Source organism: Salipiger sp. PrR002 (assembly GCF_010500775.1).
Taxonomy (GTDB): domain Bacteria; phylum Pseudomonadota; class Alphaproteobacteria; order Rhodobacterales; family Rhodobacteraceae; genus Salipiger.
In genome coordinates, this window is the sequence record NZ_JAAGOU010000009.1 from 181,484 (window position 1) to 207,280 (window position 25,797).

Below are 25,797 nucleotides of genomic sequence, written 5' to 3' on the forward strand. Positions count from 1 at the left end.
CCCGGGCAGGATCGCGGCACGGGACACAAGGATCAGAGTACGGGGATCGGGGCAGGCCATGTCGACACGCGGGCAGCAGGTGGTGCGCCATATCCGGGACGGGATCGCCGACGGGCGCTTTCCCGGTGGCAGCCGGATGAACGAGGTGGAGATCGCCGAGCGCTTCGGCGTCTCGCGTACACCCGTGCGCAACGCGCTCAGCGCGCTCGCGGCAGAGGGGCTGCTCGATTACACGCCAAACGCCGGATACACCGTGCGCCGCTTCACCGTCGAAGACATCTCGCGCATCTTCCGCGTCCGCACCGAGCTTGAGGGACTGGCGGCGCGGCTCGCCGCAGAGCAAGGGCTTTCCCCCACCGGCGAGGCCGAGATGCGCGATCTGCTCGACCAGACCGCACGGCTGGTCGAGGCCGCCCGCTGGGACGACGAAATCCGCGAGACCTTCCTGCCCCTCAACCGCCGCCTGCACATGTTGGTGCGTGAGACGGCGCAGAACCCTTTCCTTGCCGAGATGATCCGCAAGACCAACGAGGTGCCGCTCTTCGATCTGATCCGCTGGCGCTGGTTCGACGCCGATCTGCTGCGCCAGTCACAGGACGAGCATCTGGAGCTTTTCGACGCGCTGCGCAACCGCCAGCCCGACCGCGCCTACCGCATTCAGGCCGAGCACACTTACCGCTCGGGGCGGCGGATGATCGAGAACTGGTCGCGCACCGAGGCGGAGATCCACGCCAAGCGCGGCACGCCCGCGCAGGCCTAGGCTTTGATGGTCGAGCCGCGCGCCACCAGCTCCGGGCGCGGCGCGGCGAGAACCGGCTCCCCCGGCACATCGTCCAGAAGATCGACCAGAACCCCCGTCGCAAGATCGGCCACCGCATCGAGATGCAGATTGAGCGCGGTCAGCGCGGGGCTCTCGCTGCGCGCCCTCAGCCCGTCATAGCGCGTCGCCACCCGGACCTGCTCGGGCACCGCCAGCCCGGCCTGCCGCAGCGCGGCCATCACCCCGGTCGCCATCGCGTCGATGGGCACCAATGCGCCGTCGAGACGCGCACCAGAGCCGATCGCCCCAAGCATCGCCTCCCGCGCTCCCGCCTCTGCCGCAGCCTCGGGCACCGCGATCACCCGCGGCACAAGGCCCCGCGCGGCGCAACGCGCTTCATAGACCTCGCGGAACACCACGTTCGAAGCACGCCCGCTTTCACCAATGATCAGCGGGAAGTCCCGCGCGCCGCTTTCATGGAGGTGATCAAAGAGCAGCCGCGCCATCAGCGCATAGTCCAGCGTCACCGCCCGCCCCGGCACGTCGCCCGTGGGACCGATGACCACCGTCGGCACACCGCGCGCCGAGAGCAGTTGCATATAACGGTCCTGCGCGTCGGGCTCGACGAGGATCGCCCCGTCGAAGGCGATGGTCGACAGTGCCGCAGCCGGGTCCTCGATCGGCGGCACCAGCAGCAGCGCCACGTTGCGCTCCATGGCGGTGACCGCAGCCGAGGCGGCGATCTCCATCAGGAACCCCAGCCGCGATTGCCCGGCGGCAACGGCGGTGGGCATCGACGAGAAAATCGCGATGGTCCCCGCCCGCCCCGTGCGCATTCCGCGCGCGGCAAGATTGGGTGTATAGCCAAGCGCCTCTATCGCGGCGGTGATCCGCGCCTGCGTTTGACTGTCGACCTTGCGCTTGCCGCTGAGCGCATTGGACACCGTCCCCGGCGAAACCCCCGCCGCGCGCGCGACATCCTTGATCGTGGCCCGCTTCTCGGGGGGCTTGGCATCTCGATTCATGCGGGGTCCGCCTGCCTGATGCGCATGGAGCGCAAATTTCTGCTCGTTTTCGCGCCGAAATCTAAAAATCGGCCTCATATGCTCATTAAATCGTTTTAAACGCAGTTTTCCTAGGGCAAAAATCCATTAAATCGTTTTAACGCCGCAGGAGGACGCCATGCTCGACACCACCAAGAACAGCTTCACCCCCGAACCGCCGAACCCGGTGACGCTGGAACGGCGTCGGCTCGGCCTGACCGCGCTCGACCGCAACAAGACCTCTGGCGGCTACACGCTTTTTGCCCGGCAGACCGGCGGCGGCGTGGTGGATCTGGTGGATATCGAAGGGCAGACCGCACACCGCTGGCAGATGCCCGTGCGCCCCGGCCGCGACGCGGTGATCCTGCCCAACGGCAACCTTGGCTACAACGGCAGCCACGCCACCTCCGCGGCGCTTTATCCCGCGTGGGACCTCTGGCACGGCGGTGATTTCTACGAGGCCACGCCCGAGGGCGAGATCGTCTGGCGGCACGAGGACATCTATCACCATCACGACGCGCAATGGCTGCCCAATGGCAACCTGCTCTACACCGTCGCTGCCGAGCTTCCGGCGCATCTGGCGACGCGCATCACCGGGGGCGATCCGCGCAAGGACGGCGCCGACGGCATCTTCCAGTCGGATATCGTGAAGGAAGTGAACCGCAAGGGCGAAACCGTCTGGGAGTGGTGCATCTGGGATCACATCGATCCTGCCGATCTGCCCGTACACCCTATCTTTGACCGCCGCCACTGGCCGATGATCAACGGTGTGTCTGAAACCAGCACCGGCCTCATCCTCATGAGCCTGCGCACCACCTCTGGCGTCATCGCCGTGGAAAAGGCCACGGGGCGCATCGTCTGGCACGCCGGTCCCGATGTGGTGGCGCAGCAGCACACGCCGATCATGATGGAGGGCGGCTCGGTGCTGGTGTTCGACAATGGCAACCTGCGCATGGGCTCTTCGAACCCCTTCTCGCGGGCGCTGGAGTTTGATCCCGCGACCATGCAGGAGACATGGAGCTACGCCGACCCCAACGCGCCCAGCTTCTTCTCGCCCTTCATGGGCAGCGCGCAGCGACTTTGGAACGGCAACACGCTGATCTGCGAAAGCGCCTTTGGACGGCTGTTCGAGGTGACGCAGGCGGGCGAGTTGGTCTGGGAGTATGTGATCCCCGATTTCGCCGAATACCCCGCACCGCTGAACCAGTTCATCAAGGGCGCGCATAACGGCTGCTTCCGCGCCCATCGCTACAGCGCGGAGCAGGTGTCATGGCTGTGACAGAGCTTCCCGGAAAACCCCGCCGGGCCGAGACCCGCGCGCGGCTCTCGCAGGTGGGCGCGCTTGGCGCCGCCGCCGGGCTGCCGCTGATCTCCTTCGCCTTCATCCTCGGGATCTGGGCGCTGGTCGGAGCCTCGGGCGCGGTGCCCGAAGCGATCTTTCCCGCGCCGTGGTCGGTCTGGCAGGCAACGGTCGAGATGTGGCAGAACGGCACGCTGCAGACCGATCTCGCCAAATCGCTGGGCCGCGCGGCGGTGGGCTTTGGCATCGGGGCCACGCTGGGCGTGGCGCTGGGGCTGCTGACCGGGCGCGTGGCGCTGGTGCGCACCCTGCTCAACCCATTCCTCAACCTGCTGCGCCCGATCCCCGCGATCGCGCTGGTGCCGGTGGCCATCGTCTGGTTCGGCATCGGCGAGGGCTCGAAATACTTCGTGGTCTCTTACACGGTGTTTCTGACGGTTTGGTTCAACACGCACCACGGCATGGAATATGTGCCCGAGACCTATCTGCGGGCCTCGCGCTCGCTGGGTGCCAGCCGCCTGCGAGAGTTCCTCACCGTCGTGCTGCCCGCCGCCGCGCCGCATATCTTTGCCGGGATCCGGCTGGGCGTGGCGCTGGCCTTCCTCAGCCTCGTCGCCGCCGAGCTTTCGGGCGCGTCCTCGGGCATTGGCTTTCGCCTGCAAGAAGCGCGGCAATATGTGCGCACCGACCGGATGTTCTCGCTGCTGATCATCCTCGGCATCCTCGGCGCGGTGGCCGATCTGATCGTGCACCGCATTGGCAAGTCACTCGTACATTGGGAGCAAGGCTGATGGACCGCACAGAAAAAGGCCGCGTCGAGATCGACGATCTGGTCATCCGCTTCAAGGGCAAGCAGGGGCCGGTGACCGCGCTGGAGCGCACGAACCACGTGCTGGAGCCGGGCACCTTCACCGCGCTCATCGGCCCCTCGGGCTGCGGCAAGTCCACCTTGATGGGCGCCATCGCGGGCTTTGTCGAACCGGCCGAAGGTGCCGTGCGCCTCGACGGGCGGGTGATCACCGGGCCGTCGCCCGAGGTGGGCGTGATCTTCCAGCAATACGCGCTGTTCCCATGGTTCACCGCCCTCAACAACGTGCGCTACGGGCTCAAGCAGTTTGGCCTGTCCCGCGCGGAAGAGATCGACCGCGCCCGCGCCGCGCTGGCCGAAGTGGGGCTGGAGGCGCATGCCGACAAATACCCGCAACAGCTGTCGGGCGGGATGAAGCAGCGCGTCGCCATCGCCCGGACCTTCGCTGTCGGCCCAAAGGTGCTGCTGATGGACGAGCCTTTCGGGGCGCTCGACGCGCAGACCCGGCTGGTGATGCACGATCTGCTGCTGAACATCTGGCGCAAGCACCGCGCCACGGTGCTTTTCGTCACCCATGACGTGGATGAGGCGCTGCTGCTTGCCGACCACGTCCAGGTGATGAGCCAAGCGCCCGGTCGCCTCATCCGCCACTACCATCTGACCCAGCCGCGGCCGCGGAAGCTCAGCCGCTCGGGCAACGAACTGCTGGAGATCCGCGACGAGATCCTCGGCCTGCTCCACCCCAAGACCACCGCTTTTGAACCGACGACCTGAAGGAGGACATCATGAAACATCTTTCCATCCTTGCGCTCGGCGCGCTGCTGGCCCCGCTTGGCGCGCAGGCCGAGACCCTCACCTTCGCATGGACCCCGAACCCGCAGACGCCGCAGGTGGATGTGGCGATCCAGAAGGGCTACTTCGAGGATGCCGGGCTCGACATCGAGTTTGTCGCCTTTCGCACCGGCCGCGAGGGGTTCGAGGCGATGGTCGGCGGGCAGGTCGATGTGACCTTCATGGCCGAATTCCCCGCCGCCGTGGGCGCGCTGACTGGTCAGGAGTTCTCGGTGATCGGCGATCTGGCGCGCTTCACCGGCTCGCGGGTGATCGTCAACAGCGCAGGCGGCGAGATCGCCGCGCCGGCGGAGCTCGCTGGCAAGCGGATCGGCACCACCATCGGCACCAATGTAAACTTCTATCTCGAAGAGGTTCTGGCCGACGCCGGTGTCTCGGCGGAGATCGTCGGCGCCGCCCCGCCCGATCTGGTGCCGGCGCTGGCGCGCGGCGACCTCGACGCCATCGTGCCCTTCCCCACCTTCTACGGTGCCGCCGCCAGCACGCTGGGCGATGACTACGCAGAACTGCGCGTGCCGGGCTATGACGTGCATTACATCCTCGCCGCCTCGCCCGAGATGACCGGCGCGCGCGCAGCGGATCTCGAGGCCTTCATGGGCGCATTGGCCAAGGCCGACGCCGATGTGGCCGCCGACCCCGAGGCGGCAATGGAAGCGGTCAGCGCCTCGATGCAGGGCGCCATGTCGCCCGCCGCGCTCGCTGGCATGTGGGAGGATGTGGACATCGGCCTGAAGCTCGACACCGCGCTGGCCGAGTTGCTGGTCGATGAAGCGGATTGGGTGCTGTCGAAAGGCGTGGTGAAGGGTGAGGCGGTGAGCCTTGACGCGATGCTCGCCAATTTCGCCCCCGACGCCCTGCGCAAGGCCGCGCCGGACGCCGTGGCGCTGCCCTGAGCACGACCTCAGCCGTCGGCGCCTAGCGTCGGCGGCTCAGCCAGACCCCCAGCAGGATCAGCGCCACACCGGCGATCTGCATCCACAAAACGCCCCCCTCGCCGCGCAGCAGATCGAGCGACACGCTCGACAGCATCTGCCCCGCCACCAGCAGCCCGCCGGTCAGCGCCGCGCCGAGCCGCGGGATCAGCCAGCTGCCGCTGGCCACAAAGATCACCCCGATCGCGCCGCCTGCCCACGCGAAGATCGGCGCGCTCGCCGCCGTCTCGGGCCAGAGGCTTCCGGCGATCAGCGCGCAGGGCACCAGCACCACAAATCCGACGAGATGGTTCCAGAAAGACGACTGCATCGCCGAGGTGGTCAGCGCCAGCCGCCCGTTGAGTTGCCGCGAGAGCGTGACAAGCATCCCCGCCGCGACACCAAGACAGATGAGAAAGATCATTGCCCGCTCCCCCGCGCGAAGATGATCAGCAGTGTGCCCGCCACGATCGCCGCCAGCGCCAAGAGGTCATTGCGGCGCGGCATGCGCTTCTCCAGCCCCAGCGCCCCGGTGATGTCGAAGATCAGCGCCAGTACCACTTGCCCCGCCAGCCCCAGCGCCAGCGTGCCAGTCAGCGCCAGCGAGGAGTTCACCACGACCGTCGACAGCACCACCGTCAGCGCCCCCGAGACACCGCCGAGATAGGCCCAGAGCGGCGCCCGCCGCCGAGGCTGACCGCGCTGCGCCGAGGGGCGGCGCATCCAAAAGAGCCCAAGCAGCGCCGCCGCCACCACCGAGCCCACGCCATGGGCGGTGAGCGAGGCGAAGACCGGCGTCGTATGCGCGGCCATCATGCCGTTGCTCAGCAGCATGAGGGTCAGCAGGCTGCCCGCGCAAAGCGCCGCAGCGATCTCCAGCGGATGCGGGGCGCCCGGTGATCCGGCGCGGTGGGGGGCGGTGTCTGAGGCGGGCATCGGCGGTCCTTGGGCGGAATGGGCAACTGCAAGGCGACGCGAGGTCACCGGGAATCTCCTGCCACCCATAGCCAGCCAGAGCGCCGGAGGGTACCTCTCGTGACGCACATCCCACCTGCGCGTTCCGCACGCGCCTCCGAAACCCCGCTGCGCCGTGGAAGAATTTTTGCACGTCAACCGTTCGCAAAATGAGTACGGCTAAATTTCAATCATTTCGCGCGCCGACTGCGCCGCCTCTCCCCCGTTTTATTGGCGATTATTCCTGTATTTTCACCGCAGCAATTCTTTAGCCTGCTCGAATTGCGCTCCGCCTCGCCAATATTGCCCGAAATATACGCAGCGTGAAAACTCACGTTTTCCCGTTGATCGCACTGCAATTGCCGTTCCATAAATCAGGGCACGAGTAGAAGCGGTCTGGACCCCGTCCTGGACATTGCTCGCCAGTCGTTCCGACACTGACGAGGCCAATATGTCCAGCAAGCATCTGCTTTTTAACGACAAAATACAAAACCCCGATCTTGCGGCGCATAAGTGCCGGACCTGCCTGATGTGCGCAGATCCGGAACGGCGGCGCTGTGCCCGCGACCGGATGCTGTCTGACGGCATCCGCCGCGCCGAGATCGACCGACTGCAACTGTCCAACAAAATCGCACACTAGGGAGAGGCCCCCATCATGATGTCCAAATCCACCCCGCTCGCGGCATTGGCTTTCGCGCTCAGCGCCACCACCGCGCTCGCCGGCGATCCCGTCACCTATCAGCTCGACTGGCTGCCCGGCGGCGACAAGGCACCGATCTATGTCTGCGTCGATCAGGGCTTCTGCGCCGATGCAGGCCTCGACGTGACCATCGCCTCGGGCCGCGGCTCGTCGGATGCGATCTCGCGCCTCGCCGCCGGATCGTCCGACATCGGCATGGCCGACATCGGCGCGCTGATGGCCGCCAAGGCGCAAGAAGGCGTCGGCGTCACCTCGGTGCTGTCGGTGTTCAACAAGGGCCCGCACGCCTTCTACACCGTGAAAGACAGCGGCTTTGACAGCGTGGCGGACGTGAAGGGCAAGAAGATCGCCACCTCGCCCTTCACCTCGTCCAATGTCTACCTGCCGCTGGTGCTGCAGGATGTGGGGCTGACCGAGGCCGACCTCGAACTGACCAAGGCCGACGCGGGCGCGCTTGGGCCGATGCTGATGACCGGTCAGGTCGACGGCATCGTGGCATGGATGACCGATCTGTCGCGCTACACCGGACAGGGCAAGGACGCGGGCAAAGAGATCATCGCGCTGCCGTGGTCTGCCGCCGGGCTCGAGCTTTACTCCGCCGCGCTCAACGCCAATGACGCCTTCCTTGCCGAGCGTCCCGAAGTGGCCGCGCGCTTCGTCGCCGCCTTCAAGAAATCCATCGAATTCTGCCAGACCAACCCCGAAGAGGCCGCGCAATCGGTGGTCAACATGGTGCCCGAACTGGAGCATGGCGACGTGCTCGGCTCGCTGAACGATATGCTGGGGCTGGTGTTCAACGATGTCACCGAAGAGGACGGCCTCGGCGTCTTCGAGCCGGGCCGCCTTGCCGCCACATGGACCCGCGTCGCCGCGGCGCAGGGACTGGATGAAAGCGCGCATGGCGCCGAAGATTTCGTCACCCGCAGCTTCCAGCCCGGCGGGGAAGGCTGATGGAAACGCCCGCCGCCATTCGCTTCGACCGGCTGGGTCAGGTCTTTGAGACCGGCTCGGGCCGGGTGGAGGCCCTGCGCAATGTCAGCTTCGAGGTCGCCCGGCACGAGTTTCTCGCCGTGCTCGGCCCCTCGGGCTGCGGCAAGTCCACCTTGCTGCGCATGATCGCCGGACTGCTGGAGCCCACATCGGGCGCGGTCGAGGTGTTCGGGCGGCGGGTCACCGCTCCGCGCGAGGACATCGGCATCGTCTTCCAGAAGCCGACGCTGCTGCCTTGGGCCACTATCGAAGACAACGTCATGTTCCCCGTCCGCCACAAGCGCGGACGGGTGGGCAGCCACGACCGCGACCGCGCGCAGGAGCTTTTGCGCATGGTCGGGCTCGAGGGCTTCGGCAAGCGCCTGCCGGACGAGCTTTCGGGCGGCATGCAGCAACGCGTCGGCATCGCCCGCGCGCTGCACATGGACCCCGACATTCTGTTGATGGACGAGCCCTTCTCGGCGCTCGACGCGCTGACCCGCGAGGAGATGGGGTTCGACCTTCTCCGCATCTTCGGCGAACGGCCCAAGACCGTGGTCTTCATCACCCATTCCGTCAGCGAGGCGGCGCTGCTCGCCGACCGCGTGCTGGTGATGACCGGCCGCCCCGGCTCGGTGCTGACCGAACTGCCGGTGCCCGTCGCCCGTCCGCGCGGCCGCGAGACGATCAAGGATCCCGCCGTGACCGAGCTTGCCGCCCACCTGCGGGACCTGCTGTTGCAAAGGGACGCCGCCTGATGACTCTCTCCATGCCAGATTACACCAAGCCCGAGAGCAAACGCCCCGACCTGCGCCGCCTGCTGGCCGCGCCCGGCGTCGCTGCGGTTCTCACCATCCTTGGCACCGTGGCGCTCTGGGAGCTTGCCGCCCGCACGCTCGATATCCCGAGCTACCTGCTGCCCGCGCCCAGCGCGATCTTCTCGACCTTCCCCAGCATCGGGGCAGAGCGTTGGGTCGGCCATCTCTGGGCAACGCTGAGGGTGGCGCTGCTGGGCTTTGCGCTGGCCATCGCCATCGCCATTCCGCTGGCCATCGCGCTGGTGCGCTCGCCGGCGCTCAACCGTACGCTCTATCCGCTGCTGGTGATCGTGCAGTCGACGCCGGTCGTGGCGATCGCGCCGATCATCATCGTGGTGCTGGGCGCCGGCGACGCGCCGCGCATCGTCATCACCACGCTGATCTGCTTCTTCCCGCTGGTGGTCTCCACCGCCACCGGTCTTGCCGCCACACCGCCGGAACTCATCGAGCTGTCGCGCAGCCTGCGCGCCCCGGCGTTCCGCGAGATCACCCAGATTCGGCTTCCCTTTGCCGTGCCCTACATCTTCTCGGCGCTGAAAATCTCGGTGACGCTGGCAGTGATCGGCGCGGTGGTGGCCGAGTTCTGCGCCTCGGATGCGGGCGTCGGCTATTTCATCCAGTTCTCGACCTCGATGTTCAAACTGCCGCAGGCCTGGGCCGGGCTCTTCGTCCTCGCCGCCATGTCGCTGGCGCTGTTTCAGGCGGTGAGCTGGGCGCAGAAGCTGCTCTTCCCCTGGAGCCTGCCGCGCAAGCGCTAACCCTATCTGTGCCGGGCGGCCCGCCGCCCGGTGCATCCCCCGGAGTAGAAGCAGTCAGGCCCCGGCCCGGACATTGCTCCCCACCCTGCCGGAGCCTCCGGCGACCTACTTTGGAGACTGCAATGAGCACCAACTACGACCTTGCCGAGCTGAACAAGGAAACTACCATCGGCGGCATGGGCAGCACCATCGAGCGTGACGTGCCCGCCATCGACCTCTCGGACTTCGAAAACCGCAAGCACGAGATCGCCGACGCGCTCTGGGAGGCCTCCACCGGCATCGGCTTCTTTCAGGTCTACAACCACGGCATCCCCGAGGACGACATCGACGCCGCCTTCGACACCGCATGGGAGTTCTTCGAACTGCCGACCGAGGTGAAGGCGCAATATCCGATGCCCAAGGGCACCAACGCAGGGTGGGAATTCAAGGCGCAGGTGCGCCCCTCCACCGGCACGCCGGACAACAAGGAAAGCTATCAGGTCACCCGCCCGCTGATGGAGGGCAAATGGCCGACCGAGGAAGAACTGCCCCGCTTCAAGGAGCGCGCGCTGAAGTTCGAGCGCCAGAACTGGGAACTGGGCATGCGGATCCTGTCGTGCTTCGCGCTGAAGATGGGCTTCCCCGAGGATTTCTTCACCCACGCCCATGACCCCGAGTCCGACCAATACCAGTCGACCCTGCGCCTCATTCACTACATGTCGATGGAAGACGCCAAGCCCGAGGACTTCAAGGCATGGCGCGCCGGGGCGCACAGCGATTTCGACTGCCTCACCATCCTGCACCAGAAGGAAGGTGAAGGCGGGCTGCAGGTCTGCCCCGGCAAGGACGCGGGCTCCAACGCATGGACCGACGTGCCGCCGCGCCGCGGCTACATCACCTGCAACATCGGCGACATGCTGATGCGCTGGTCTGACGATCAGCTGCAGTCGACCCTGCACCGCGTGCGCATGCCCAACGAGGGCGAATACAAGGGCCGCCGCCTGTCGCTGCCGTTCTTCTGTCAGGCCAACCGTGATGCGGTCATGCAGGGCCCGCTTGGCAAATACGAGCCGATCACCGCGGGTGACTATCTGACCATGCGCATCAACGCCAACTTCGCCGCCGCCAAGGCCGCCAAGAAGTAAGGCGTTGAGCATGGGCCTTCCGGGTGACAACATCACGAAAAAGGGCGGGGTCTCGATCCCTGCGAGACCCAGCTTCGGAAGGTCCATGCTGCACGGCCGCGCATTGCGCTACATCGACGAGGTCGCCCGTCAGGGCTCTATCCGCAAGGCAGCGCGCGAGCTCAACGTCGCCGCCTCTGCGGTGAACCGTCAGGTGCTCGAGGTTGAGGCCGACTTTGGCGTGCCGATCTTCGAGCGGCTGCCCAAGGGGCTGAAGCTGACCGCACCGGGCGAGCTCTTGATCGCTCATATCCGCGAGACACTGCGCGACCATGACCGCCTGCAGGCACGCATCCACGCGCTGAAGGGGCAGAGCCATGGCACGGTGACGGTGGCGACAATGGCCACGCTCGCCGCCGGGCGGCTGGCCGATGTGGTGGCCGACTACCGCGAGCGGCATCCGCGCGTCGATCTGAAGATAACGGTCTGCGACCGCGCGGGGCTGATGGAGATGGTGGCCTCGGGCGAGGCCGAGATCGGCCTTGGCTACAACCTGCCGCAGGACAACCGCATGCAGCTTGTCGCGGTGTTCCAGCACCGGCTCGGCGCGGTGGTCGCCCCCGGCCATCCGCTCACCGCCAAGCCCAACGTCCGCGTCGCCGATTGCCTGATCTACCCGCTGATCCTCGCCTCGCACCGGCTGTCGCTGCGCCCACTGATCGAGAACCTCGCCCCGGCCACCGCCGATCTGCGCCCGGCGGTCGAGACCAACTCCACCGAGATGATGAAACGGCTGGTGCGCCAGCCGCCCAATGTGACCTTCCTCAACCGGGTCGATGTGGATCAGGAACTGCGCGACGGCGATCTCGCCTTTCTGCCGCTTCTGGCCGCCGCTGGGCGGCAGCGGCTCAGCCTCGTGCACCGCAGCCGCGGCGCGCTGTCGCCCGCCGCCGATGGCTTCATGCAGGCGATCCACGACCAATTCGGCAAAGGCGACGCCTGAGCCGTCCCAGACATACGGAACCGACAAGATGACCCAGACCACCCCCCGCCCGCTGACCGAGGCGCTGGCGTCCGGCGGCGACCTGCTGCTGCAGAGCCTGCGCTGCCCCGAGGCTTTGCTCAGGGGCGGCGCCCCCGCTGGCGCGCCCGTGGACGCGAGCGGATCCGCCAGCGTGGACATGCTGATCAAAGGCGGACGGATCGCCGCCCTCGAAGCGCCCGGACGGCTGGAGGCAAGCGCCTGCACGGTCGATCTTGGCGGGCGCCACGTCTGGCCGATGCTGATCGACGCGCATACCCATCTCGACAAGGGCCACGTTCTGGGCCGCGCACCGGACTCGGGTGGCACCCACGCCGGTGCCCGCGAGGCCACCACGCAGGACCGGATCGCCCACTGGCGTCATGACGACCTGATCCGCCGTATGGACTTCGGCCTCTCCTGCGCCGAGGCCCATGGCGTCGCCGCGATCCGCACCCATCTCGACAGCCACGAGGGACAGGGCGAGACCACATGGGGCGCTTTTGCCGAGACCCGCGAGGCATGGAAGGACCGCATCGCGCTGCAGGCGGTGGCGCTGGTGCCGCTGGATGCATGGGGGACAGATTATGCGCCGCATCTAGCCGATCTCGTCGCGCGGCATGGTGGGCTCATCGGCGGAGTGACCCGCGCCTCGGGCGGCACTCACGGCTCGCTGAGCGATATCGACGCGCTGCTCGACCGGCTGTTCACGCTGGCGCGCGAGCGTGATCTCGACATTGACCTGCATGTGGATGAAGCCGCCGAGGGCGGGGCTCTGTCGCATGTCGCCCGCGCCGCGATCCGTCACGGCTACGAGGGGCGCGTGACCTGTGGCCACTGCTGCTCGCTCGCGCGCCTGCCCGAGGATGAGATGCATGCGGCGATTGCGCTGGTGAAAGAGGCCGGTCTGTCGCTGATCACCCTGCCAACGGTGAACATGTACCTGCAGGACCGGGTGCCGGGCCGCACGCCGCGCTGGCGCGGGGTGATGCCGCTGCACGAGCTGCGCGAGGCCGGTGTGCCGGTGGCCGTGGCCGGGGACAACTGCCGCGATCCGTTCTACGCCTATGGCGATCACGACATGCTCGACACATGGCGCGAGGCGGTGCGGATCTGCCATCTCGACCACCCGCTCGGCGCCGCTGCCGCGCTGGCCGGGCCCGCCCCCGCGGGCATCACTGGCCATGAGGGTGGCAGCCTCGGCGTCGGGCAGCGTGCCGATCTGATGGTGCTGGAGGCGTGGAGCATGGATCAGGTCATCGCCCGCCCGCAGTCCGACCGCCTGCTGCTGCGTGCCGGAAAGCTGCTGGACGTGGCCCTGCCCTCATACGCCGCGCTGGACCTTGTGCCCGCCGCGCACGAAGCGGCCTGAGGTCGCGCAAGATCAACGGGCCAGCGGGTGAACGCTGGCCCGAAAAGGCCCGGATCAGAGAGTGCGCTTAGATCTCGGCTTCGTCAGAGATCACGATCAGCAGCGCGCCTGCGGGAACCTCAGCCATCCCGGTCGGCACCCCTTCGCCCAGATCGCGCAGGTCGTGCTTTTGCAGCCCCATCTTCGGCAGATCCCGAAGCGCAAAGAGATAACTTGCGCGCGGCGCAGCCGCCTCGGGCAGCGCCTCTCCCTCGCGAAGAACCGCACAGCGATAGGGCGCCCGCACCATGACGTTGAGATCGAGCAGCCCGGCCCCGTGAAGCTCTGCCGTGCAGGGCGTTTCGCCGCTGAAAGCAAAGGGGCCGCTCGCCGTATCAAGACGCACCGGCGGGCCGGACCCGACGGTCAGGCTCATCGCGCCGCCCTCCAGCACCGTCAGATTGCGCGACACGGCCGCAAAGGTCGAAAATGGCCCGGAGCCTTCGACCTTCGCCGTGCTGATGCGCCACGCGAAATCATCGAACCCCGCGCCCTGCGGCACGCAGATGATCTCTGCAGTCTCGCCGCCGCCGTTCTTCCACGGCGCGAAGTGCCGCTCTGCCCGCCTGTGGATCGCATCGCTCATCATCTGACCTCGCCCGGCGAAGAAGCGGCGTTGAGCCCCTGCGGCTCGATCTTTCCGCTTCCCCTGCCCCTGTATTGTATATACATAAAAACGGACGGACAAGCCGTGTTCCCATCGCAGGCACGCGGCGCCCGGGCGCTGACAGGTGAGGCAGGCAAACATGGCAATGACGACGCTCCACGCGGAACACGCACTTCTTCCCGATGGCTGGGCAAAGGATGTCCGGCTCACCCTGCAGGATGGCGAGATCACCGCCGTGGAGACCGCCACGCCGCCGAGCGCCGGAGACGAGCGTCACGCCTACCTTCTGCCGGGCACCGGGAACCTGCACAGCCACGCCTTCCAACGTGCCATGGCGGGCCTTGCAGAGCTGCGCGGCCCCGGCGACGACAGCTTTTGGAGCTGGCGCGAGACCATGTACCGCTTTGCCCTGTCGATGACGCCCGAGCACGTTCAGGCGGTGGCGGCGCAGCTTTACATGGAGATGCTGGAGGCGGGGTTCACCCGCGTCGGCGAGTTCCACTATCTGCACCACGACAAGGATGGCGCGCCCTATGCCGAGATCGGCGAGATGGCCGCACGCATCGCCGAAGCCAGCCGCGCGACCGGGCTGGGGCTGACCCTGTTGCCGGTGTTCTATGCCCGCTCGGGCTTTGGCGGCACCGCGCCCAACGAAGGCCAGCGCCGCTTCATCAACGAGCCCGACCGTTTCGCCCGCCTGCATGAGGCCTGCCGGGGCATCCTCGGCGATCTTCCCGGCAGCGTTCTCGGGATCGCGCCGCACAGCCTGCGCGCCGCGACGCCGGAGGATCTGGCCGAGGTGCTGCCGCTTGCGCAGGGCGGGCCGATCCACATCCATGTGGCCGAGCAGGTCAAGGAAGTGGAGGATTGCCTCGCGTGGTCCGGCGCGCGCCCGGTGGAATGGCTGCTCGAGAATGCCCCCCTCGACGCGCGCTGGTGCCTGATCCACGCCACGCATATGACCGCCGACGAGACACGCGGCGCGGCCACGCGCGGCGCCATCGCCGGTCTTTGCCCGATCACCGAGGCCAATCTGGGCGACGGCATCTTCGACGCCCCCGGTTATCTCGGGGCCGGTGGCCGCTTTGGCGTGGGTTCCGATTCCAACATCCGCATCTCGCTGACCGAAGAACTGCGCAGCCTCGAATATTCCCAGCGGCTCGGGCTGCGCGCGCGCAACGTGGTGGCCCGCCCCGGCGGCTCCACCGGGCGGCATCTTTTCGAGGGCGCGCTGAACGGCGGCGCCGCGGCGCTTGGCTGTGCGGCTGGCATCGGCGTTGGCGCGCCCGGCGATCTGGTCTCGCTCGACACCCGCGCCGCGCCGCATGTGCCGCGCGAACAGTTGCTGGATCACTGGGTCTTTGCCGATGGCATCACGGTGGATTGCGTCTGGGCCCGCAGCGAGAAGCGCGTGGCGCAGGGCCGCCACCTGCACCGCGACGAGATCAGCGCCGCCTTCCGCGCGGCCATGCTCGATCTGGCGCAGAGCCAGCACTGATAGCGGCGCGGCATCCCGCAAAGAGAAGGCCCCGCCCGGCGCATCCGCTAAGGGACGACCACGGCAGGGCCCAGACATCTGACAGGACGGATTTGAAAGGCGGGATTTCAGCCTTTGCGCACGATCCGCTTTTCAGCCCAAGGCGGGGCGATCCGCATCTCGGGGTGGACCGGGTAGTTCATGTGGTATTCCAGATCGCCGTAGCGGCGCTCGTAGACGCCCCAGTCACAGACATACTCGACCCGGTAACCAGCCAGCTTCAGAAGACCTTTGACCATTTTCACTCTCCTTCGTGAAATCTCGGGCCGGTCCGTAGGTGTCGCGGGCCGGTGAAACTGTTCTACCAGCCCACCCCGGTCGGCGCAGGACCCGCGCAGGGATGGGCGGCGGCACCCGGCGGATAGCGACCTAGCCGGTGGGATAGGCGCCGCTCTCCCCGAAGACATATCCACCAGCCCGCCGCGCCGTCGCGCAGCTGCGACGCCGAGCGACGTCGCGCGATTGGCGCCTTGGTGCTATGGCTGATCCATGGTGTGGAACATTCTCTCTGCTCTGGGCGGCGTCGGCATTTTCCTTGTGGGGATGCTGATGCTCACCGGCGGGCTCAAGGGCCTTGCCGGGCGGCAGATGCGCGAGATTCTCGCCCGGTTCACCCGCACCCCGCTCAGCGGCGCGGTGACCGGCGCGCTGACCACGGCGGTGGTGCAATCCTCCAGCGCCACGACGGTGACCGCCGTCGGCTTTGTCGCCGCCGGGATCCTGACCTTCCCGCAGGCGCTGGGGATCATCTTCGGCGCCAATATCGGCACCACGCTCACCGGTTGGATGGTCGCCACGCTCGGCTTCAAGCTCGACCTCGGCGAAGCGGTGTTGCCGGTGATCTTCCTTGGTGCGGTGCTGCATCTGTCGGGCCGTCCGCGGCTTGCGGCGCTCGGACAGGCGCTGGCGGGCTTTGGGCTGCTGTTCATCGGCATCGATCATCTGAAGGACGGGCTCGAAGCCTTCGAGGGCGTCGTCACCCCGTCGGATTTCCCCGATGACAGCTTCTGGGGCCGGTTGCAGCTTGTGGGCATCGGGCTGCTGATCACGCTGGTCACGCAATCCTCGAGCGCCGGTGTGGCCACGGCGCTTGCGGCGCTTGGCGCCGGGGCGATCAACTTCCCACAGGCCGCCGCGCTGGTGATCGGCATGGATGTCGGCACGACCTTCACCGCGCTGCTGGCCACCGTCGGCGGCGGCACGATGACCCGGCGCACCGGCTCGGCGCATGTGATCTACAACGTGCTGACCGGGATCATGGCACTTGCGCTGCTCGGCCCTTACGCCTCTCTCGTAGCGCCGTGGATCGCCGAGGGGAGCGGGCAGATCGCGCTTGTCGGCTTCCACACGCTGTTCAACGGTCTGGGCGTGATCTTGGTGCTGCCCCTCGCCCGGCCCTTTGCACGGCTGATCGAATGGCTGATCCCCGAGCGCGGCACCCCGCTCACCGCAGAGCTCGACCCCGCGCTGGTGAGCGAGCCGCGGGTCGCCACGGTGCTGGCGCGGGAGTGTTTGGGCAGGCTGAACACCGCGACCTGCGATCTGCTGGTCCAGCGGCTCGGGAACACACCGCCGCAGAATGCGCCGAGCTATGAGCCGGGCGAATTGCGCGCCGCGCTGACCGAACTGCGCGCCTATCTCGACCGCATCCGTCTGACCGAGGCGGATCGCGCGCAAGCGGCGATCATCGGCAGCGCCTTTCATGCCATCGACCACCTGTTCCGGCTGCTGCACCGCCGCGAGCAGGCCGAGCGCGTCGCGGCGCTGGCCAGCACGCACCGGCTGCGGCGTCTGAGCGGCCTCGTCGCGCGCGGCGCCGCCTGTCAGGCGCGGCCCGAGGATCCGATCGCCGCCGAGGCCGCGCTGGACCGGCTGCGGCAACTGGCCCGCGATCAGCGCAAGCGCCCACGCGACCGGATCGTCGATGCGGCGGTGACCGGGCGGATCACCGATGAAGACGCCCTGCACCAGCTTGACGCGCTGCGCTGGCTGCACAGGACCTGCTATCACCTGTGGCGCATCCGGGTGCATCAGAACGCGGCAGCGCCAACCTCTGCGCCCGCCGCCACCGCGTCGGAAGAGGCTCGGATCGACGTCGCGCAGGATTGAGGTGCAGGACTGATCTGCAGGGACAAAATTTCGGCGGTTGCCCAAGCGTTCGGGTTTGGCCAACGCGCATCGCGCGGTTAGGCTCAGCCCGTATAAACCCAGCCTGCCGGCGAGGCCCCATGCTCGAGATCCTCTCTGACCGCGCCTACAGGCACCTTTTCCTAGCGCAGATCGTCGCCCTGCTCGGCACCGGTCTGGCCACAGTGGCGCTTGGGCTGCTGGCCTTCGACCTTGCGGGCGAGAACGCGGCGATGGTGCTGGGCGCGGTGTTTACCATCAAGATGGTTGCCTATGTGGGCATCGCCCCGATCGCCGGAGCCTTCGCCGACCGGGTCAACCGTCGGGCGCTTCTGGTCGGGCTCGACCTGCTGCGCGCGGCGGTGGCTCTGGCGCTGCCCTTCGTCACCGAGGTCTGGCAGGTGTATCTGCTGATTTTCGTGCTGCAATCGGCCTCGGCGGGTTTCACACCGACCTTTCAGGCGACCATCCCCGACGTGCTGCCCGACGAGGCGCGCTACACCCGCGCGCTGTCGCTCTCGCGCCTCGCCTATGATCTGGAGAATATCGTCAGCCCCACCCTCGCCGCCCTGCTGCTGTCGGTGATGAGCTACAACGCGCTGTTCTTCGGCACGGTCGCGGGCTTTCTTGGCTCGGCGCTTCTGGTCGTCTCGGTGCTGCTGCCGAGCCCGCAGCCCGCCGCCCCGCGCGGCATCTATGAGCGCACCACCCGCGGCATCCGCATCTATCTCGCCACGCCACGGCTGCGCGGCCTCTTGGCGCTGAACCTCGCTGTCTCCGCCGCCGGGGCGATGGTGCTGGTCAATTCCGTGGTGCTGGTGCGCGGCCAGCTTGGCCTGCCCGCCAGCGCGCTTGGCTGGACGATGTTTGCCTTCGGCGCGGGCTCGATGCTTGCGGCACTGCTGCTGCCGCGGCTGCTGGATCGCCTGCCGGACCGCCCGGTGATGCTCGGCGGCGCCGCGCTGATGGTCGCGGTGCTGCTTGTTCTGGCCGCGCTGACCGCCCGCATGGGCCTCAGCTGGGGCCTGCTGCTGCTGTCGTGGATGCTGATCGGGCTGGGATATTCGGCGGTGCTGACGCCTTCGGGACGGCTGCTGCGCCGCTCTGCCCATCCCGAAGACCGCCCGGCGCTCTTTGCCGCGCAATTCGCCCTCAGCCACGCGTGCTGGCTGCTCACCTACCCGCTCTCGGGCTGGCTGATGACAAGCTTTGGCACGGTGCCCGCGCTGATCGTTCTCGCCGCGCTTTCCGGTGTCGGCATGCTGCTTGCTCTGCGGCTCTGGCCCGCGGGCGATCCGACCGAGGTTGAGCACACGCATGAGAACCTGCCGCGCGATCATCCGCACCTCAAAAGCGGTCCCCGCCACCGCCATGCGCTGGTGATCGACGACGCGCATCCCACATGGGCGACGAAATTCTGAGCCGCCACCGCAGCGCCGGGAACTTGTGCCCGCCGCGCAGGCGAGGCAAGACAGAGCCATGCAAACGATGACAGCATATAGAGCCCGCCGCGGCCACAGCCGCAAGGCGCGCCGCACATGAGCCGCGCGCTGGTGATCGGCGGCGGACCCGCCGGGCTGATGGCCGCCGAGGCGCTGCTGTCGGCGGGCCATGGCGTGACGCTGGCCGAGGCGAAACCCTCGATCGGGCGCAAGCTGCTGATGGCCGGAAAATCCGGGCTGAACATCACCAAGGCCGAGCCTTTCGCCGCTTTCCTCTCGGCCTATGGCGAGGCTGCGACGGATCTGCGTCCGATGCTCTCGGCCTTCCCGCCCGAGGAGGTGATGCATTGGGCCGAGGGGCTTGGACAAACGCTGTTCACCGGCTCCACCGGGCGGGTGTTTCCGCATGGCATGAAGGCCTCGCCGCTGCTGCGCGCATGGCTGGCGCGGCTCGACGGCATGGGGCTCGAGCGGCACACCCGCTGGCGCTGGACCGGCTGGGACGGCGATGCGGTGCTGATGGACACGCCCGAGGGGCCGCAGCGGCTGACCCCCGAGGTGACCGTGCTGGCGCTTGGCGGTGCAAGCTGGGCGCGGCTCGGCTCGGACGGAAGCTGGGCCGGGATCTTCTCCACCGAGGGCCTGCCCGTGACCCCCTTTGCCCCGGCCAACGCCGGGTTGGTGGTGGCATGGTCGCAGCATATGAAGGCCCAGTTTGGCGCCCCGCTGAAAGGGCTCGCCTTCCGCGCAGGCACGCAGCGCTCGCGCGGCGAGGCGGTGATCTCGGCACGCGGGCTCGAAGGTGGCGGGCTCTACCCGCTGTCGCCGGCGCTGCGCGAAGGCGCGCCGCTGGAGGTTGATCTCTGCCCCGACATCGAGCGCGACACGCTGGCCAAGCGCCTCGCCCGCCCGCGCGGCAAGCAGAGCCTGTCGAACCATCTGCGCAAGGTGGTGAAACTCTCGCCCGCCGCCCGCGCCCTGCTGATGGAATGCGCGCGGCCCCTGCCCGACGACCCGGCCGCGCTGGCGACCCTGCTCAAGGCGCTGCCGGTGCCGCATGAAGGGCTGCGCCCGCTGGACGAGGCGATCTCTGTGGCGGGCGGCGTGCCCTTCGCGGCGCTCGACGAAGGGCTGATGCTGAAGCACCGTCCCGGCACATTCGTTGCCGGAGAGATGCTCGATTGGGAGGCCCCGACCGGGGGCTATCTGCTGACCGGCTGCCTTGCCACCGGCCTTTGGTCCGGACGCGCGGCGGCGGCACGGCTGGGTTAGGCGCCCGCCGCCTCAGGGCTTGGCGGGCGCGCCATGGCGTCAGATATCCAGCGTGTTGTCTTTCTCCCAGCGGGAGAAATGCGACACGAAGGAATTCCACTCCTGCAACTTCATCTTGGCGTAGGAGGCCGAGAACTCGGCGCCCATCATCGCCTTGAGTTCCTCATCCGCATCATAGGCACGGATCGCATCCAGCAGGTTCAGCGGCAGTTTCGGCGCATCCGTCACCGTGTGGCCTTCGGCATACATGTCGATGTCGTAGCGCTGGCCCGGATCGGCCTTGGAGCGGACGCCCGACAGACCCGCGGCGATGATCACCGCCTGCAACAGGTAGGGGTTCACCGCACCATCCGGCAGCCGCAGCTCGAAGCGGCCCGGCCCCGGCACGCGCACCATATGAGTGCGGTTGTTGCCGGTCCATGTGACGGTGTTCGGCGCCCAAGTTGCGCCCGACATGGTGCGCGGCGCGTTGATGCGCTTGTAGCTGTTGACCGTGGGGTTGGTGATCGCGGCCAGCGCCTCGGCGTGCTTCATGATGCCGCCAAGGAAGTGCCCGCCCTGCTCGGAAAGGCCGACCTCGCCGATCTGGCCACCGGCATCTCCGGCGAAAGCGTTGGTCTTGCCGTCCAGATCCCAGACCGAGATATGCGCGTGGCAGCCGTTGCCGGTCAGCCCTTCGATCGGCTTGGGCATGAAGGTGGCCCGTAGCCCGTGCTTTTCAGCGACCGATTTCACCATGAACTTGAAGAAGCTGTGGCGGTCGGCGGTGACCAGCGCGTCGGCGAACTCCCAGTTCATCTCGAACTGGCCGTTGGCGTCCTCGTGGTCGTTCTGATACGGGCCCCAACCCAGTTCCAGCATGTAATCGCAGATCTCGGCGATCACATCGTAGCGGCGCATCACCGCCTGCTGGTCGTAGCAGGGTTTCTCGGCGGTATCGAAAGGGTCCGAGATTTGCGTGCCCTCGGGGGTGAGCAGGAAGAACTCGGCCTCGATGCCGGTCTTCACCCGCAGCCCCTCGGAGGCGGCCTCATCGACCAGTTTGCGCAGCACGTTGCGCGGCGCCTGATCCACCGGCGCGCCTTCCATGACGCAATCGGCGGGCACCCATGCCACCTCGGGCTTCCACGGCAGCTGGATCGCCGCCGCGGCGTCGGGCACCGCCAGCATGTCGGGATGCGCCGGGGTGAGGTCGAGCCACGTGGCGAAACCGGCGAACCCCGCGCCGTCTTCTTGCATGTCCGCGATCGCCTGCGCGGGCACCAGCTTGGCGCGCTGGCCCCCGAAGAGATCGGTGTAGGAGATCATGAAGTACTTGATGCCGCGTTCGCGGGCGAATTCAGCCAGATCGGCCATGGCGATACCTTTCGTTCCCTGTTGTGGCGGGCGGGGCGTCTGCGCGCCCTCGCCCTGTCTTCCCGTCGCTTGCAGCCGGTTCAGAAGCCCGGCTTGCCCGGGTACCACTCTGTCCCGGCGAGCGGCACGCGCGCCATTGCGGCGGCCTCCATGGTCAGCGCGCAGAGGTCTTCTGGTTCAAGATTGTGCACATGGCTCTTGCCGCAGGCGCGCGCGATGGTCTGGCATTCCAGCGTCATCACGTTGAGGTAGTTGCGCAAACGGCGTCCCGCAGCGATGGGATCGAGCCGCGCCATGAGGTCGGGATCCTGCGTGGTGATGCCCGCCGGATCGCGCCCTTCGTGCCAGTCGTCATAGGCCCCGGCGGTGGTGCCGAGCTTGCGGTACTCGTCTTCCCATTTGGGATCATTATCGCCAAGCGCAACCAGAGCGGCGGTGCCGATGGCGACCGCATCGGCCCCCAGAGCCAGCGCCTTGGCCACATCGGCGCCGGTGCGGATGCCGCCCGAGACCACCAGTTGCACCTCGCGGTGCATGCCCAGATCCTGCAGCGCCTGCACGGCGGGGCGGATGCACGCCAGCGTCGGCAGGCCGACGTTCTCGATGAACACATCCTGCGTCGCGGCGGTGCCGCCCTGCATCCCGTCGAGCACCACCACATCGGCCCCGGCCTTCACCGCGAGCGCAGTGTCATAATAGGGCCGCGCGCCGCCGACCTTGATGTAGATCGGCTTTTCCCAATTGGTGATCTCGCGCAGCTCGAGGATCTTGATCTCCAGATCGTCCGGCCCGGTCCAGTCGGGGTGACGGCAGGCCGAGCGCTGGTCGATGCCCACCGGCAGATCGCGCATCCCGGCGACCCGTTCGGTGATCTTCTGGCCCAGCAGCATGCCGCCGCCGCCCGGCTTGGCACCCTGCCCCACGACCACTTCGATGGCATCGGCGCGGCGCAGATCGTCGGGGTTCATGCCGTAGCGGCTGGGGAGATACTGGTAGATCAGCTTTTCCGAGTGGCCACGCTCTTCCTCGGTCATGCCGCCGTCGCCGGTGGTGGTCGAGGTGCCTGCCAGCGTCGCGCCGCGGCCCAGAGCCTCCTTGGCATTGCCCGAGAGCGCCCCAAAGGACATGCCCGCGATGGTGATCGGAATTTTCAGCTCGATCGGCTTCTTGGCAAAGCGCGTGCCGAGCGTGACCGAGGTGTCGCATTTCTCGCGGTAGCCTTCGAGCGGGTAACGCGAGATCGAGGCGCCGAGAAACAGCAGATCGTCGAAATGCGGCACGCGGCGCTTCGCCCCGCCGCCACGGATGTCATAGATGCCGGTCGCCGCCGCGCGGCGGATCTCGGAATTCACCTCGCGCGAGAAGGTCCAGGACTGGCGCGGCTCGGTGTGGGGGGTCTTGTCCATTGTCCGCTCCTCAGTATTCGTCGGCGTGGTCGATGTTGAAGTTGTAGAGCTTGCGGGCCGAGCCGTAGCGCTTGAACTCTTCGGGCTTGGCATCGGCGCCCGCGCGCTCGAGCAGATCCTTGAGGATGGCGAGATGCTCGGGGCGCATCTCTTTCTCGACGCAGTCGGCGCCCAGCGATTTGACCGTGCCGCGCACGAAGAGCCGCGCCTCGTAGAGACTGTCGCCCAGCGCATCCCCGGCATCGCCCAGAACGACCAGATTGCCCTTCTGCGCCATGAAGGCCGACATGTGGCCGATGCTGCCGTGCACGACGATGTCGATGCCCTTCATCGAGATGCCGCAGCGCGAACTGGCGTTGCCCTTGATGTTGAGCAGCCCGCCATGGCCGGTGGCCCCGGCGTATTGGCTGGCGTCGCCGTCGATGATCACCTCACCCGACATCATGTTTTCGGCCACGCCGGGACCGGCGGACCCTTCGACATGCACGGTGGCGAGCTTGTTCATCCCGGCGCAGTAATAGCCGGTGTTGCCCTTCACGGTGACCGACAGCGGCCCGTCGAGCCCCACCGCCATGGCATGCGAGCCGCGCGGGTTCTCAATGGTAAAGCTCTCGTTGGCCTGCGCCTTGGCGGCACTCTGCAGCGCTGCGTTCACTTCGCGCAGCGGCGTTTGCGACATGTCCAGTACCGGCATTCTCAGCGCTCCCAGAAGTAGACGGTTGCGGGTTCGGGCTCCCACACGCGGGCGGCCTCGATCCCCGGAAGATCGGCGAAGGCGCGGTATTCGCTGGCGAAGGCCACATAGTCTTCGGTCTCGGCCATCACCGCGGGCTTGCAGGCGACCGGATCGCGCACCACGCCGAAGCCGTTCTTGGTGCCGGTGACGAAGGTGAAGAACCCGTCGAGATCCTTGAGCGTGCCTTCCAGCGCCTCGCCCAGAGTCGCGCCTTCGGCAATGCGCGAGGAGATATAAGCCGCGCCCACCTCGGTGTCGTTCTCGGTCTTGGTGAAGACGCCTTTCTTGGCCAGTCGGCGGCGCATGTCGTTGTGGTTCGACAGCGAGCCATTGTGCACGAGGCACTGGTCGTCAGCGGTCGAGAACGGGTGCGCGCCGAGCGTGGTCACCGCCGATTCCGTCGCCATGCGGGTGTGGCCGATGCCGTGGCTGCCGCCCATCTCGCGGATGCCAAAGCGGGCCGCCACGTCCCGAGGCAGGCCGACCTCCTTGAAAATCTCCATGCTCTCGCCCGCGCCCATGACGCGCAGCCCGCGCACCTCGAGCCAGTCGAGCGCCGCCGCCTCATGCTCTTTCGGCAGGGTCAGCACGGCATGGGTGTCGACGACGCGCAGCGTGGCATCGGGGCCAAAGGCCTCGGCCAGCGCCTCGCCAAGACCGGCAAAGGCCGCGTCGGGCGTGTCGCTCTGCACGGTGATCTTCAGACCGCCCGTCTCATCACCGTAGATCGCGATGCCCGCGCTGTCGGGGCCACGGTCGGTCATGGTGATGAGCATGTCGGTCAGCATGTCGCCCAGCTTGGGGCGCAGGTCATCCTTCTTGAGGAAGAGGCCAACGATGCCACACATGGTTTTCTCCGTCAGGTCAGGGGCGCGGCGCGCCCGTCCCCTGTTGGGTAACGGAGCAAAACTTTCCCATCAAGAATATTTATATCTCTTATGGAAAGTTTCTGCCTGCAGAGCGTCACTGCCCAAAAACTGTGCGCCCGCTAGCGCGCCTGAGGGTAGGAGATGATCGCAAGGTAGCGGATCGGCAGTTGCACCAGCTCTCCAGGGCCATGCGGCGCGTCGGCGTCGAAGAACAGCGAGTCGCCCGGCTCCAGCAGATACTCCTGATCGCCATGGCGGTAGTTGAGCAGCCCCTCGAGCATATAGAGCATCTCAAGCCCCTCGTGCTGAAAGGTCGGAAAGAGGTCGCTCTCGCTGTCGAGCACGATGAGATAGGGCTCCATGACGACGCCCGAGTTGTTCGAGCCGAGGTGCCCCAACAGGTGATACTGGTGGCCGGCGCGGGTGCCCGCGCGCTCGACCTCGACGCCCTGCCCGGATTTGACGTGGATGCAGCCGCGCTCTTCCTCATACCCGGCAAAAAGCTGCACCAGCGGCACGCGGAGCGCATGCGCCAGCACCGAGATGGTGTTGAGCGAGGGCGAGATCACCCCGTTCTCGATCTTCGACAACATGCCCACCGACAGACCCGCCTGCGCGGCAAGCTCGGCGCCCGTCATGCGCTGGCGCTTGCGCAGATCGCGCACCTGCCGCCCGATGGCCACCTCGAGGTTCTTCTCGCGCGGGCCGCGCTCGGCATGGGGGTCTTGGGTGAGTGCCTGATCCTGTCGCTTCACGCGCGCCTCTCCTGTCGATCGCTTGCGGCCTGCAGCATAGGCGCAGCGCCGCAGCAATTGCGACAGAGAATTTTCCTACGAGGAAAATTTGGCGGGTATGGCGGCCTCAGCGCATGTGTCATGCGCTCGTGGCACTGCGGCGCGGCTCTGTGATGCGGCTCTGTGGCGGGTCACCAGATGTATCCGCCCCCATGCCCCCGCCCCTATGCAGTCCGCACCCCGCCACACTGCCACACTGCCACACTGCCACACTGCCACACTGCCACACTGCCACACTGCCAC

The 25,797-nt window shown here is 67.3% G+C and carries 26 protein-coding genes; 16 read left to right on the forward strand and 10 right to left on the reverse strand.

Annotation, left to right across the window (positions count from 1 at the left end; translation table 11 throughout):
* Window positions 1-58: 58 nt before the first annotated feature.
* The gene (locus tag G0A00_RS12010; RefSeq protein ID WP_164180280.1) at window positions 59-760 is read left to right on the forward strand and encodes a GntR family transcriptional regulator; all 702 of its coding nucleotides are present in this window, start codon (window positions 59-61) and stop codon (window positions 758-760) included.
* On the opposite strand, the gene G0A00_RS12015 is transcribed toward G0A00_RS12010, so the two are convergent.
* Entirely contained in the window at window positions 757-1,785 is a 1,029-nt protein-coding gene (locus tag G0A00_RS12015) for a substrate-binding domain-containing protein (protein WP_164180278.1), read from the reverse strand. The genes G0A00_RS12010 and G0A00_RS12015 overlap by 4 nt on opposite strands.
* A gap of 157 nt (window positions 1,786-1,942) precedes the next feature.
* On the opposite strand from G0A00_RS12015, the gene G0A00_RS12020 reads away from it, so the two are divergent.
* The 4 genes from G0A00_RS12020 to G0A00_RS12035 are packed head-to-tail and all read left to right on the forward strand — an operon-like array spanning window position 1,943 to window position 5,656.
* Window positions 1,943-3,082: an aryl-sulfate sulfotransferase gene (locus G0A00_RS12020; RefSeq protein ID WP_164180276.1), complete on the forward strand. Its 1,140-nt coding sequence runs from the start codon at window positions 1,943-1,945 to the stop codon at window positions 3,080-3,082.
* Window positions 3,073-3,894, forward strand: a complete 822-nt coding sequence (locus tag G0A00_RS12025; protein ID WP_164180274.1) for an ABC transporter permease — start codon at window positions 3,073-3,075, stop codon at window positions 3,892-3,894. The genes G0A00_RS12020 and G0A00_RS12025 overlap by 10 nt, the downstream gene beginning before the upstream one ends.
* A complete protein-coding gene (locus G0A00_RS12030) occupies window positions 3,894-4,685 on the forward strand; it encodes an ABC transporter ATP-binding protein (protein ID WP_164180272.1) in 792 nt (263 codons plus the stop codon). Before G0A00_RS12025 ends, G0A00_RS12030 begins: the two co-directional genes overlap by 1 nt.
* A gap of 11 nt (window positions 4,686-4,696) precedes the next feature.
* Complete coding sequence (locus tag G0A00_RS12035; protein WP_164180270.1) at window positions 4,697-5,656, forward strand: ABC transporter substrate-binding protein; 960 nt, start codon at window positions 4,697-4,699, stop codon at window positions 5,654-5,656.
* Window positions 5,657-5,678: 22 nt separating this feature from the next.
* Here G0A00_RS12035 and G0A00_RS12040 read toward each other — a convergent pair whose 3' ends face one another.
* Window positions 5,679-6,098 carry a DMT family transporter gene (locus G0A00_RS12040; RefSeq protein WP_164180268.1) on the reverse strand — a complete coding sequence of 140 codons (420 nt, stop codon included), beginning with the start codon at window positions 6,096-6,098 and terminating at the stop codon, window positions 5,679-5,681.
* Window positions 6,095-6,610, reverse strand: coding sequence for a DMT family transporter (locus G0A00_RS12045; RefSeq protein ID WP_164180266.1), 516 nt, complete (start codon window positions 6,608-6,610; stop codon window positions 6,095-6,097). The genes G0A00_RS12040 and G0A00_RS12045 overlap by 4 nt, the downstream gene beginning before the upstream one ends.
* 469 nt (window positions 6,611-7,079) lie before the next feature.
* On the opposite strand from G0A00_RS12045, the gene G0A00_RS12050 reads away from it, so the two are divergent.
* The 7 genes from G0A00_RS12050 (at window position 7,080) to G0A00_RS12080 (ending at window position 13,369) form a co-directional block, all read left to right on the forward strand.
* Window positions 7,080-7,268 carry a hypothetical protein gene (locus G0A00_RS12050; protein WP_164180264.1) on the forward strand — a complete coding sequence of 63 codons (189 nt, stop codon included), beginning with the start codon at window positions 7,080-7,082 and terminating at the stop codon, window positions 7,266-7,268.
* Window positions 7,269-7,283: 15 nt separating this feature from the next.
* On the forward strand, window positions 7,284-8,279 hold the full coding sequence (locus tag G0A00_RS12055; RefSeq protein WP_203595352.1) for an ABC transporter substrate-binding protein: 996 nt from the start codon (window positions 7,284-7,286) through the stop codon (window positions 8,277-8,279).
* Window positions 8,279-9,055, forward strand: coding sequence for an ABC transporter ATP-binding protein (locus tag G0A00_RS12060; protein WP_164180262.1), 777 nt, complete (start codon window positions 8,279-8,281; stop codon window positions 9,053-9,055). The genes G0A00_RS12055 and G0A00_RS12060 overlap by 1 nt, the downstream gene beginning before the upstream one ends.
* Window positions 9,055-9,873, forward strand: a complete 819-nt coding sequence (locus G0A00_RS12065) for an ABC transporter permease (RefSeq protein ID WP_203595353.1) — start codon at window positions 9,055-9,057, stop codon at window positions 9,871-9,873. The genes G0A00_RS12060 and G0A00_RS12065 overlap by 1 nt, the downstream gene beginning before the upstream one ends.
* A 122-nt stretch (window positions 9,874-9,995) precedes the next feature.
* Window positions 9,996-10,997, forward strand: coding sequence for an isopenicillin N synthase family oxygenase (locus G0A00_RS12070; protein ID WP_164180260.1), 1,002 nt, complete (start codon window positions 9,996-9,998; stop codon window positions 10,995-10,997).
* Window positions 10,998-11,082: 85 nt separating this feature from the next.
* Window positions 11,083-11,979, forward strand: a complete 897-nt coding sequence (locus G0A00_RS12075) for a LysR family transcriptional regulator (protein WP_164180258.1) — start codon at window positions 11,083-11,085, stop codon at window positions 11,977-11,979.
* Window positions 11,980-12,007: 28 nt separating this feature from the next.
* A complete protein-coding gene (locus tag G0A00_RS12080; RefSeq protein ID WP_164180256.1) occupies window positions 12,008-13,369 on the forward strand; it encodes a cytosine deaminase in 1,362 nt (453 codons plus the stop codon).
* Between the two features lie 67 nt (window positions 13,370-13,436).
* Here the strand turns inward: G0A00_RS12080 and G0A00_RS12085 are convergent, their stop codons facing one another.
* Window positions 13,437-13,997: a HutD family protein gene (locus G0A00_RS12085; RefSeq protein WP_203595354.1), complete on the reverse strand. Its 561-nt coding sequence runs from the start codon at window positions 13,995-13,997 to the stop codon at window positions 13,437-13,439.
* Window positions 13,998-14,154: 157 nt separating this feature from the next.
* Here G0A00_RS12085 and G0A00_RS12090 point away from each other — a divergent pair, with 157 nt between their 5' ends.
* Window positions 14,155-15,513, forward strand: a complete 1,359-nt coding sequence (locus G0A00_RS12090) for a formimidoylglutamate deiminase (protein WP_368667695.1) — start codon at window positions 14,155-14,157, stop codon at window positions 15,511-15,513.
* A gap of 107 nt (window positions 15,514-15,620) precedes the next feature.
* Here the strand turns inward: G0A00_RS12090 and G0A00_RS12095 are convergent, their stop codons facing one another.
* Window positions 15,621-15,791, reverse strand: a complete 171-nt coding sequence (locus G0A00_RS12095; RefSeq protein WP_157374271.1) for a hypothetical protein — start codon at window positions 15,789-15,791, stop codon at window positions 15,621-15,623.
* A 250-nt stretch (window positions 15,792-16,041) separates the two neighbouring features.
* Between G0A00_RS12095 and G0A00_RS12100 the strand changes: the two genes are divergently transcribed.
* From G0A00_RS12100 to G0A00_RS12110, 3 genes are all read left to right on the forward strand, one after another.
* Window positions 16,042-17,661: a Na/Pi cotransporter family protein gene (locus G0A00_RS12100; protein WP_164180254.1), complete on the forward strand. Its 1,620-nt coding sequence runs from the start codon at window positions 16,042-16,044 to the stop codon at window positions 17,659-17,661.
* A gap of 119 nt (window positions 17,662-17,780) precedes the next feature.
* Window positions 17,781-19,100 carry an MFS transporter gene (locus G0A00_RS12105; RefSeq protein WP_164180252.1) on the forward strand — a complete coding sequence of 440 codons (1,320 nt, stop codon included), beginning with the start codon at window positions 17,781-17,783 and terminating at the stop codon, window positions 19,098-19,100.
* Between the two features lie 117 nt (window positions 19,101-19,217).
* Complete coding sequence (locus G0A00_RS12110; RefSeq protein ID WP_164180250.1) at window positions 19,218-20,393, forward strand: TIGR03862 family flavoprotein; 1,176 nt, start codon at window positions 19,218-19,220, stop codon at window positions 20,391-20,393.
* A gap of 39 nt (window positions 20,394-20,432) precedes the next feature.
* Here the strand turns inward: G0A00_RS12110 and glnT are convergent, their stop codons facing one another.
* The 5 genes from glnT to G0A00_RS12135 form a co-directional block, all read right to left on the reverse strand.
* Window positions 20,433-21,749, reverse strand: coding sequence for a type III glutamate--ammonia ligase (glnT, locus tag G0A00_RS12115; RefSeq protein WP_164180248.1), 1,317 nt, complete (start codon window positions 21,747-21,749; stop codon window positions 20,433-20,435).
* A gap of 80 nt (window positions 21,750-21,829) precedes the next feature.
* The gene (locus G0A00_RS12120) at window positions 21,830-23,155 is read right to left on the reverse strand and encodes an FMN-binding glutamate synthase family protein (protein ID WP_066109706.1); all 1,326 of its coding nucleotides are present in this window, start codon (window positions 23,153-23,155) and stop codon (window positions 21,830-21,832) included.
* Window positions 23,156-23,165: 10 nt separating this feature from the next.
* Entirely contained in the window at window positions 23,166-23,849 is a 684-nt protein-coding gene (locus G0A00_RS12125; RefSeq protein WP_164180246.1) for a GXGXG domain-containing protein, read from the reverse strand.
* Window positions 23,850-23,851: 2 nt separating this feature from the next.
* On the reverse strand, window positions 23,852-24,739 hold the full coding sequence (locus G0A00_RS12130) for a glutamine amidotransferase family protein (RefSeq protein WP_164180244.1): 888 nt from the start codon (window positions 24,737-24,739) through the stop codon (window positions 23,852-23,854).
* A gap of 140 nt (window positions 24,740-24,879) precedes the next feature.
* On the reverse strand, window positions 24,880-25,515 hold the full coding sequence (locus G0A00_RS12135; RefSeq protein WP_164180242.1) for an XRE family transcriptional regulator: 636 nt from the start codon (window positions 25,513-25,515) through the stop codon (window positions 24,880-24,882).
* Between the last annotated feature and the right edge of the window lie 282 nt (window positions 25,516-25,797).

Coding starts and splice junctions, on each gene's coding strand:
- G0A00_RS12010 (WP_164180280.1), top strand. CDS start 59: ATGTCGACACGCGGGCAGCAGGTGGTGCGCCATATCCGGGACGGGATC.
- G0A00_RS12015 (WP_164180278.1), bottom strand. CDS start 1,785: ATGAATCGAGATGCCAAGCCCCCCGAGAAGCGGGCCACGATCAAGGAT.
- G0A00_RS12020 (WP_164180276.1), top strand. CDS start 1,943: ATGCTCGACACCACCAAGAACAGCTTCACCCCCGAACCGCCGAACCCG.
- G0A00_RS12025 (WP_164180274.1), top strand. CDS start 3,073: ATGGCTGTGACAGAGCTTCCCGGAAAACCCCGCCGGGCCGAGACCCGC.
- G0A00_RS12030 (WP_164180272.1), top strand. CDS start 3,894: ATGGACCGCACAGAAAAAGGCCGCGTCGAGATCGACGATCTGGTCATC.
- G0A00_RS12035 (WP_164180270.1), top strand. CDS start 4,697: ATGAAACATCTTTCCATCCTTGCGCTCGGCGCGCTGCTGGCCCCGCTT.
- G0A00_RS12040 (WP_164180268.1), bottom strand. CDS start 6,098: ATGATCTTTCTCATCTGTCTTGGTGTCGCGGCGGGGATGCTTGTCACG.
- G0A00_RS12045 (WP_164180266.1), bottom strand. CDS start 6,610: ATGCCCGCCTCAGACACCGCCCCCCACCGCGCCGGATCACCGGGCGCC.
- G0A00_RS12050 (WP_164180264.1), top strand. CDS start 7,080: ATGTCCAGCAAGCATCTGCTTTTTAACGACAAAATACAAAACCCCGAT.
- G0A00_RS12055 (WP_203595352.1), top strand. CDS start 7,284: ATGATGTCCAAATCCACCCCGCTCGCGGCATTGGCTTTCGCGCTCAGC.
- G0A00_RS12060 (WP_164180262.1), top strand. CDS start 8,279: ATGGAAACGCCCGCCGCCATTCGCTTCGACCGGCTGGGTCAGGTCTTT.
- G0A00_RS12065 (WP_203595353.1), top strand. CDS start 9,055: ATGACTCTCTCCATGCCAGATTACACCAAGCCCGAGAGCAAACGCCCC.
- G0A00_RS12070 (WP_164180260.1), top strand. CDS start 9,996: ATGAGCACCAACTACGACCTTGCCGAGCTGAACAAGGAAACTACCATC.
- G0A00_RS12075 (WP_164180258.1), top strand. CDS start 11,083: ATGCTGCACGGCCGCGCATTGCGCTACATCGACGAGGTCGCCCGTCAG.
- G0A00_RS12080 (WP_164180256.1), top strand. CDS start 12,008: ATGACCCAGACCACCCCCCGCCCGCTGACCGAGGCGCTGGCGTCCGGC.
- G0A00_RS12085 (WP_203595354.1), bottom strand. CDS start 13,997: ATGATGAGCGATGCGATCCACAGGCGGGCAGAGCGGCACTTCGCGCCG.
- G0A00_RS12090 (WP_368667695.1), top strand. CDS start 14,155: ATGGCAATGACGACGCTCCACGCGGAACACGCACTTCTTCCCGATGGC.
- G0A00_RS12095 (WP_157374271.1), bottom strand. CDS start 15,791: ATGGTCAAAGGTCTTCTGAAGCTGGCTGGTTACCGGGTCGAGTATGTC.
- G0A00_RS12100 (WP_164180254.1), top strand. CDS start 16,042: ATGGTGTGGAACATTCTCTCTGCTCTGGGCGGCGTCGGCATTTTCCTT.
- G0A00_RS12105 (WP_164180252.1), top strand. CDS start 17,781: ATGCTCGAGATCCTCTCTGACCGCGCCTACAGGCACCTTTTCCTAGCG.
- G0A00_RS12110 (WP_164180250.1), top strand. CDS start 19,218: ATGAGCCGCGCGCTGGTGATCGGCGGCGGACCCGCCGGGCTGATGGCC.
- glnT (WP_164180248.1), bottom strand. CDS start 21,749: ATGGCCGATCTGGCTGAATTCGCCCGCGAACGCGGCATCAAGTACTTC.
- G0A00_RS12120 (WP_066109706.1), bottom strand. CDS start 23,155: ATGGACAAGACCCCCCACACCGAGCCGCGCCAGTCCTGGACCTTCTCG.
- G0A00_RS12125 (WP_164180246.1), bottom strand. CDS start 23,849: ATGCCGGTACTGGACATGTCGCAAACGCCGCTGCGCGAAGTGAACGCA.
- G0A00_RS12130 (WP_164180244.1), bottom strand. CDS start 24,739: ATGTGTGGCATCGTTGGCCTCTTCCTCAAGAAGGATGACCTGCGCCCC.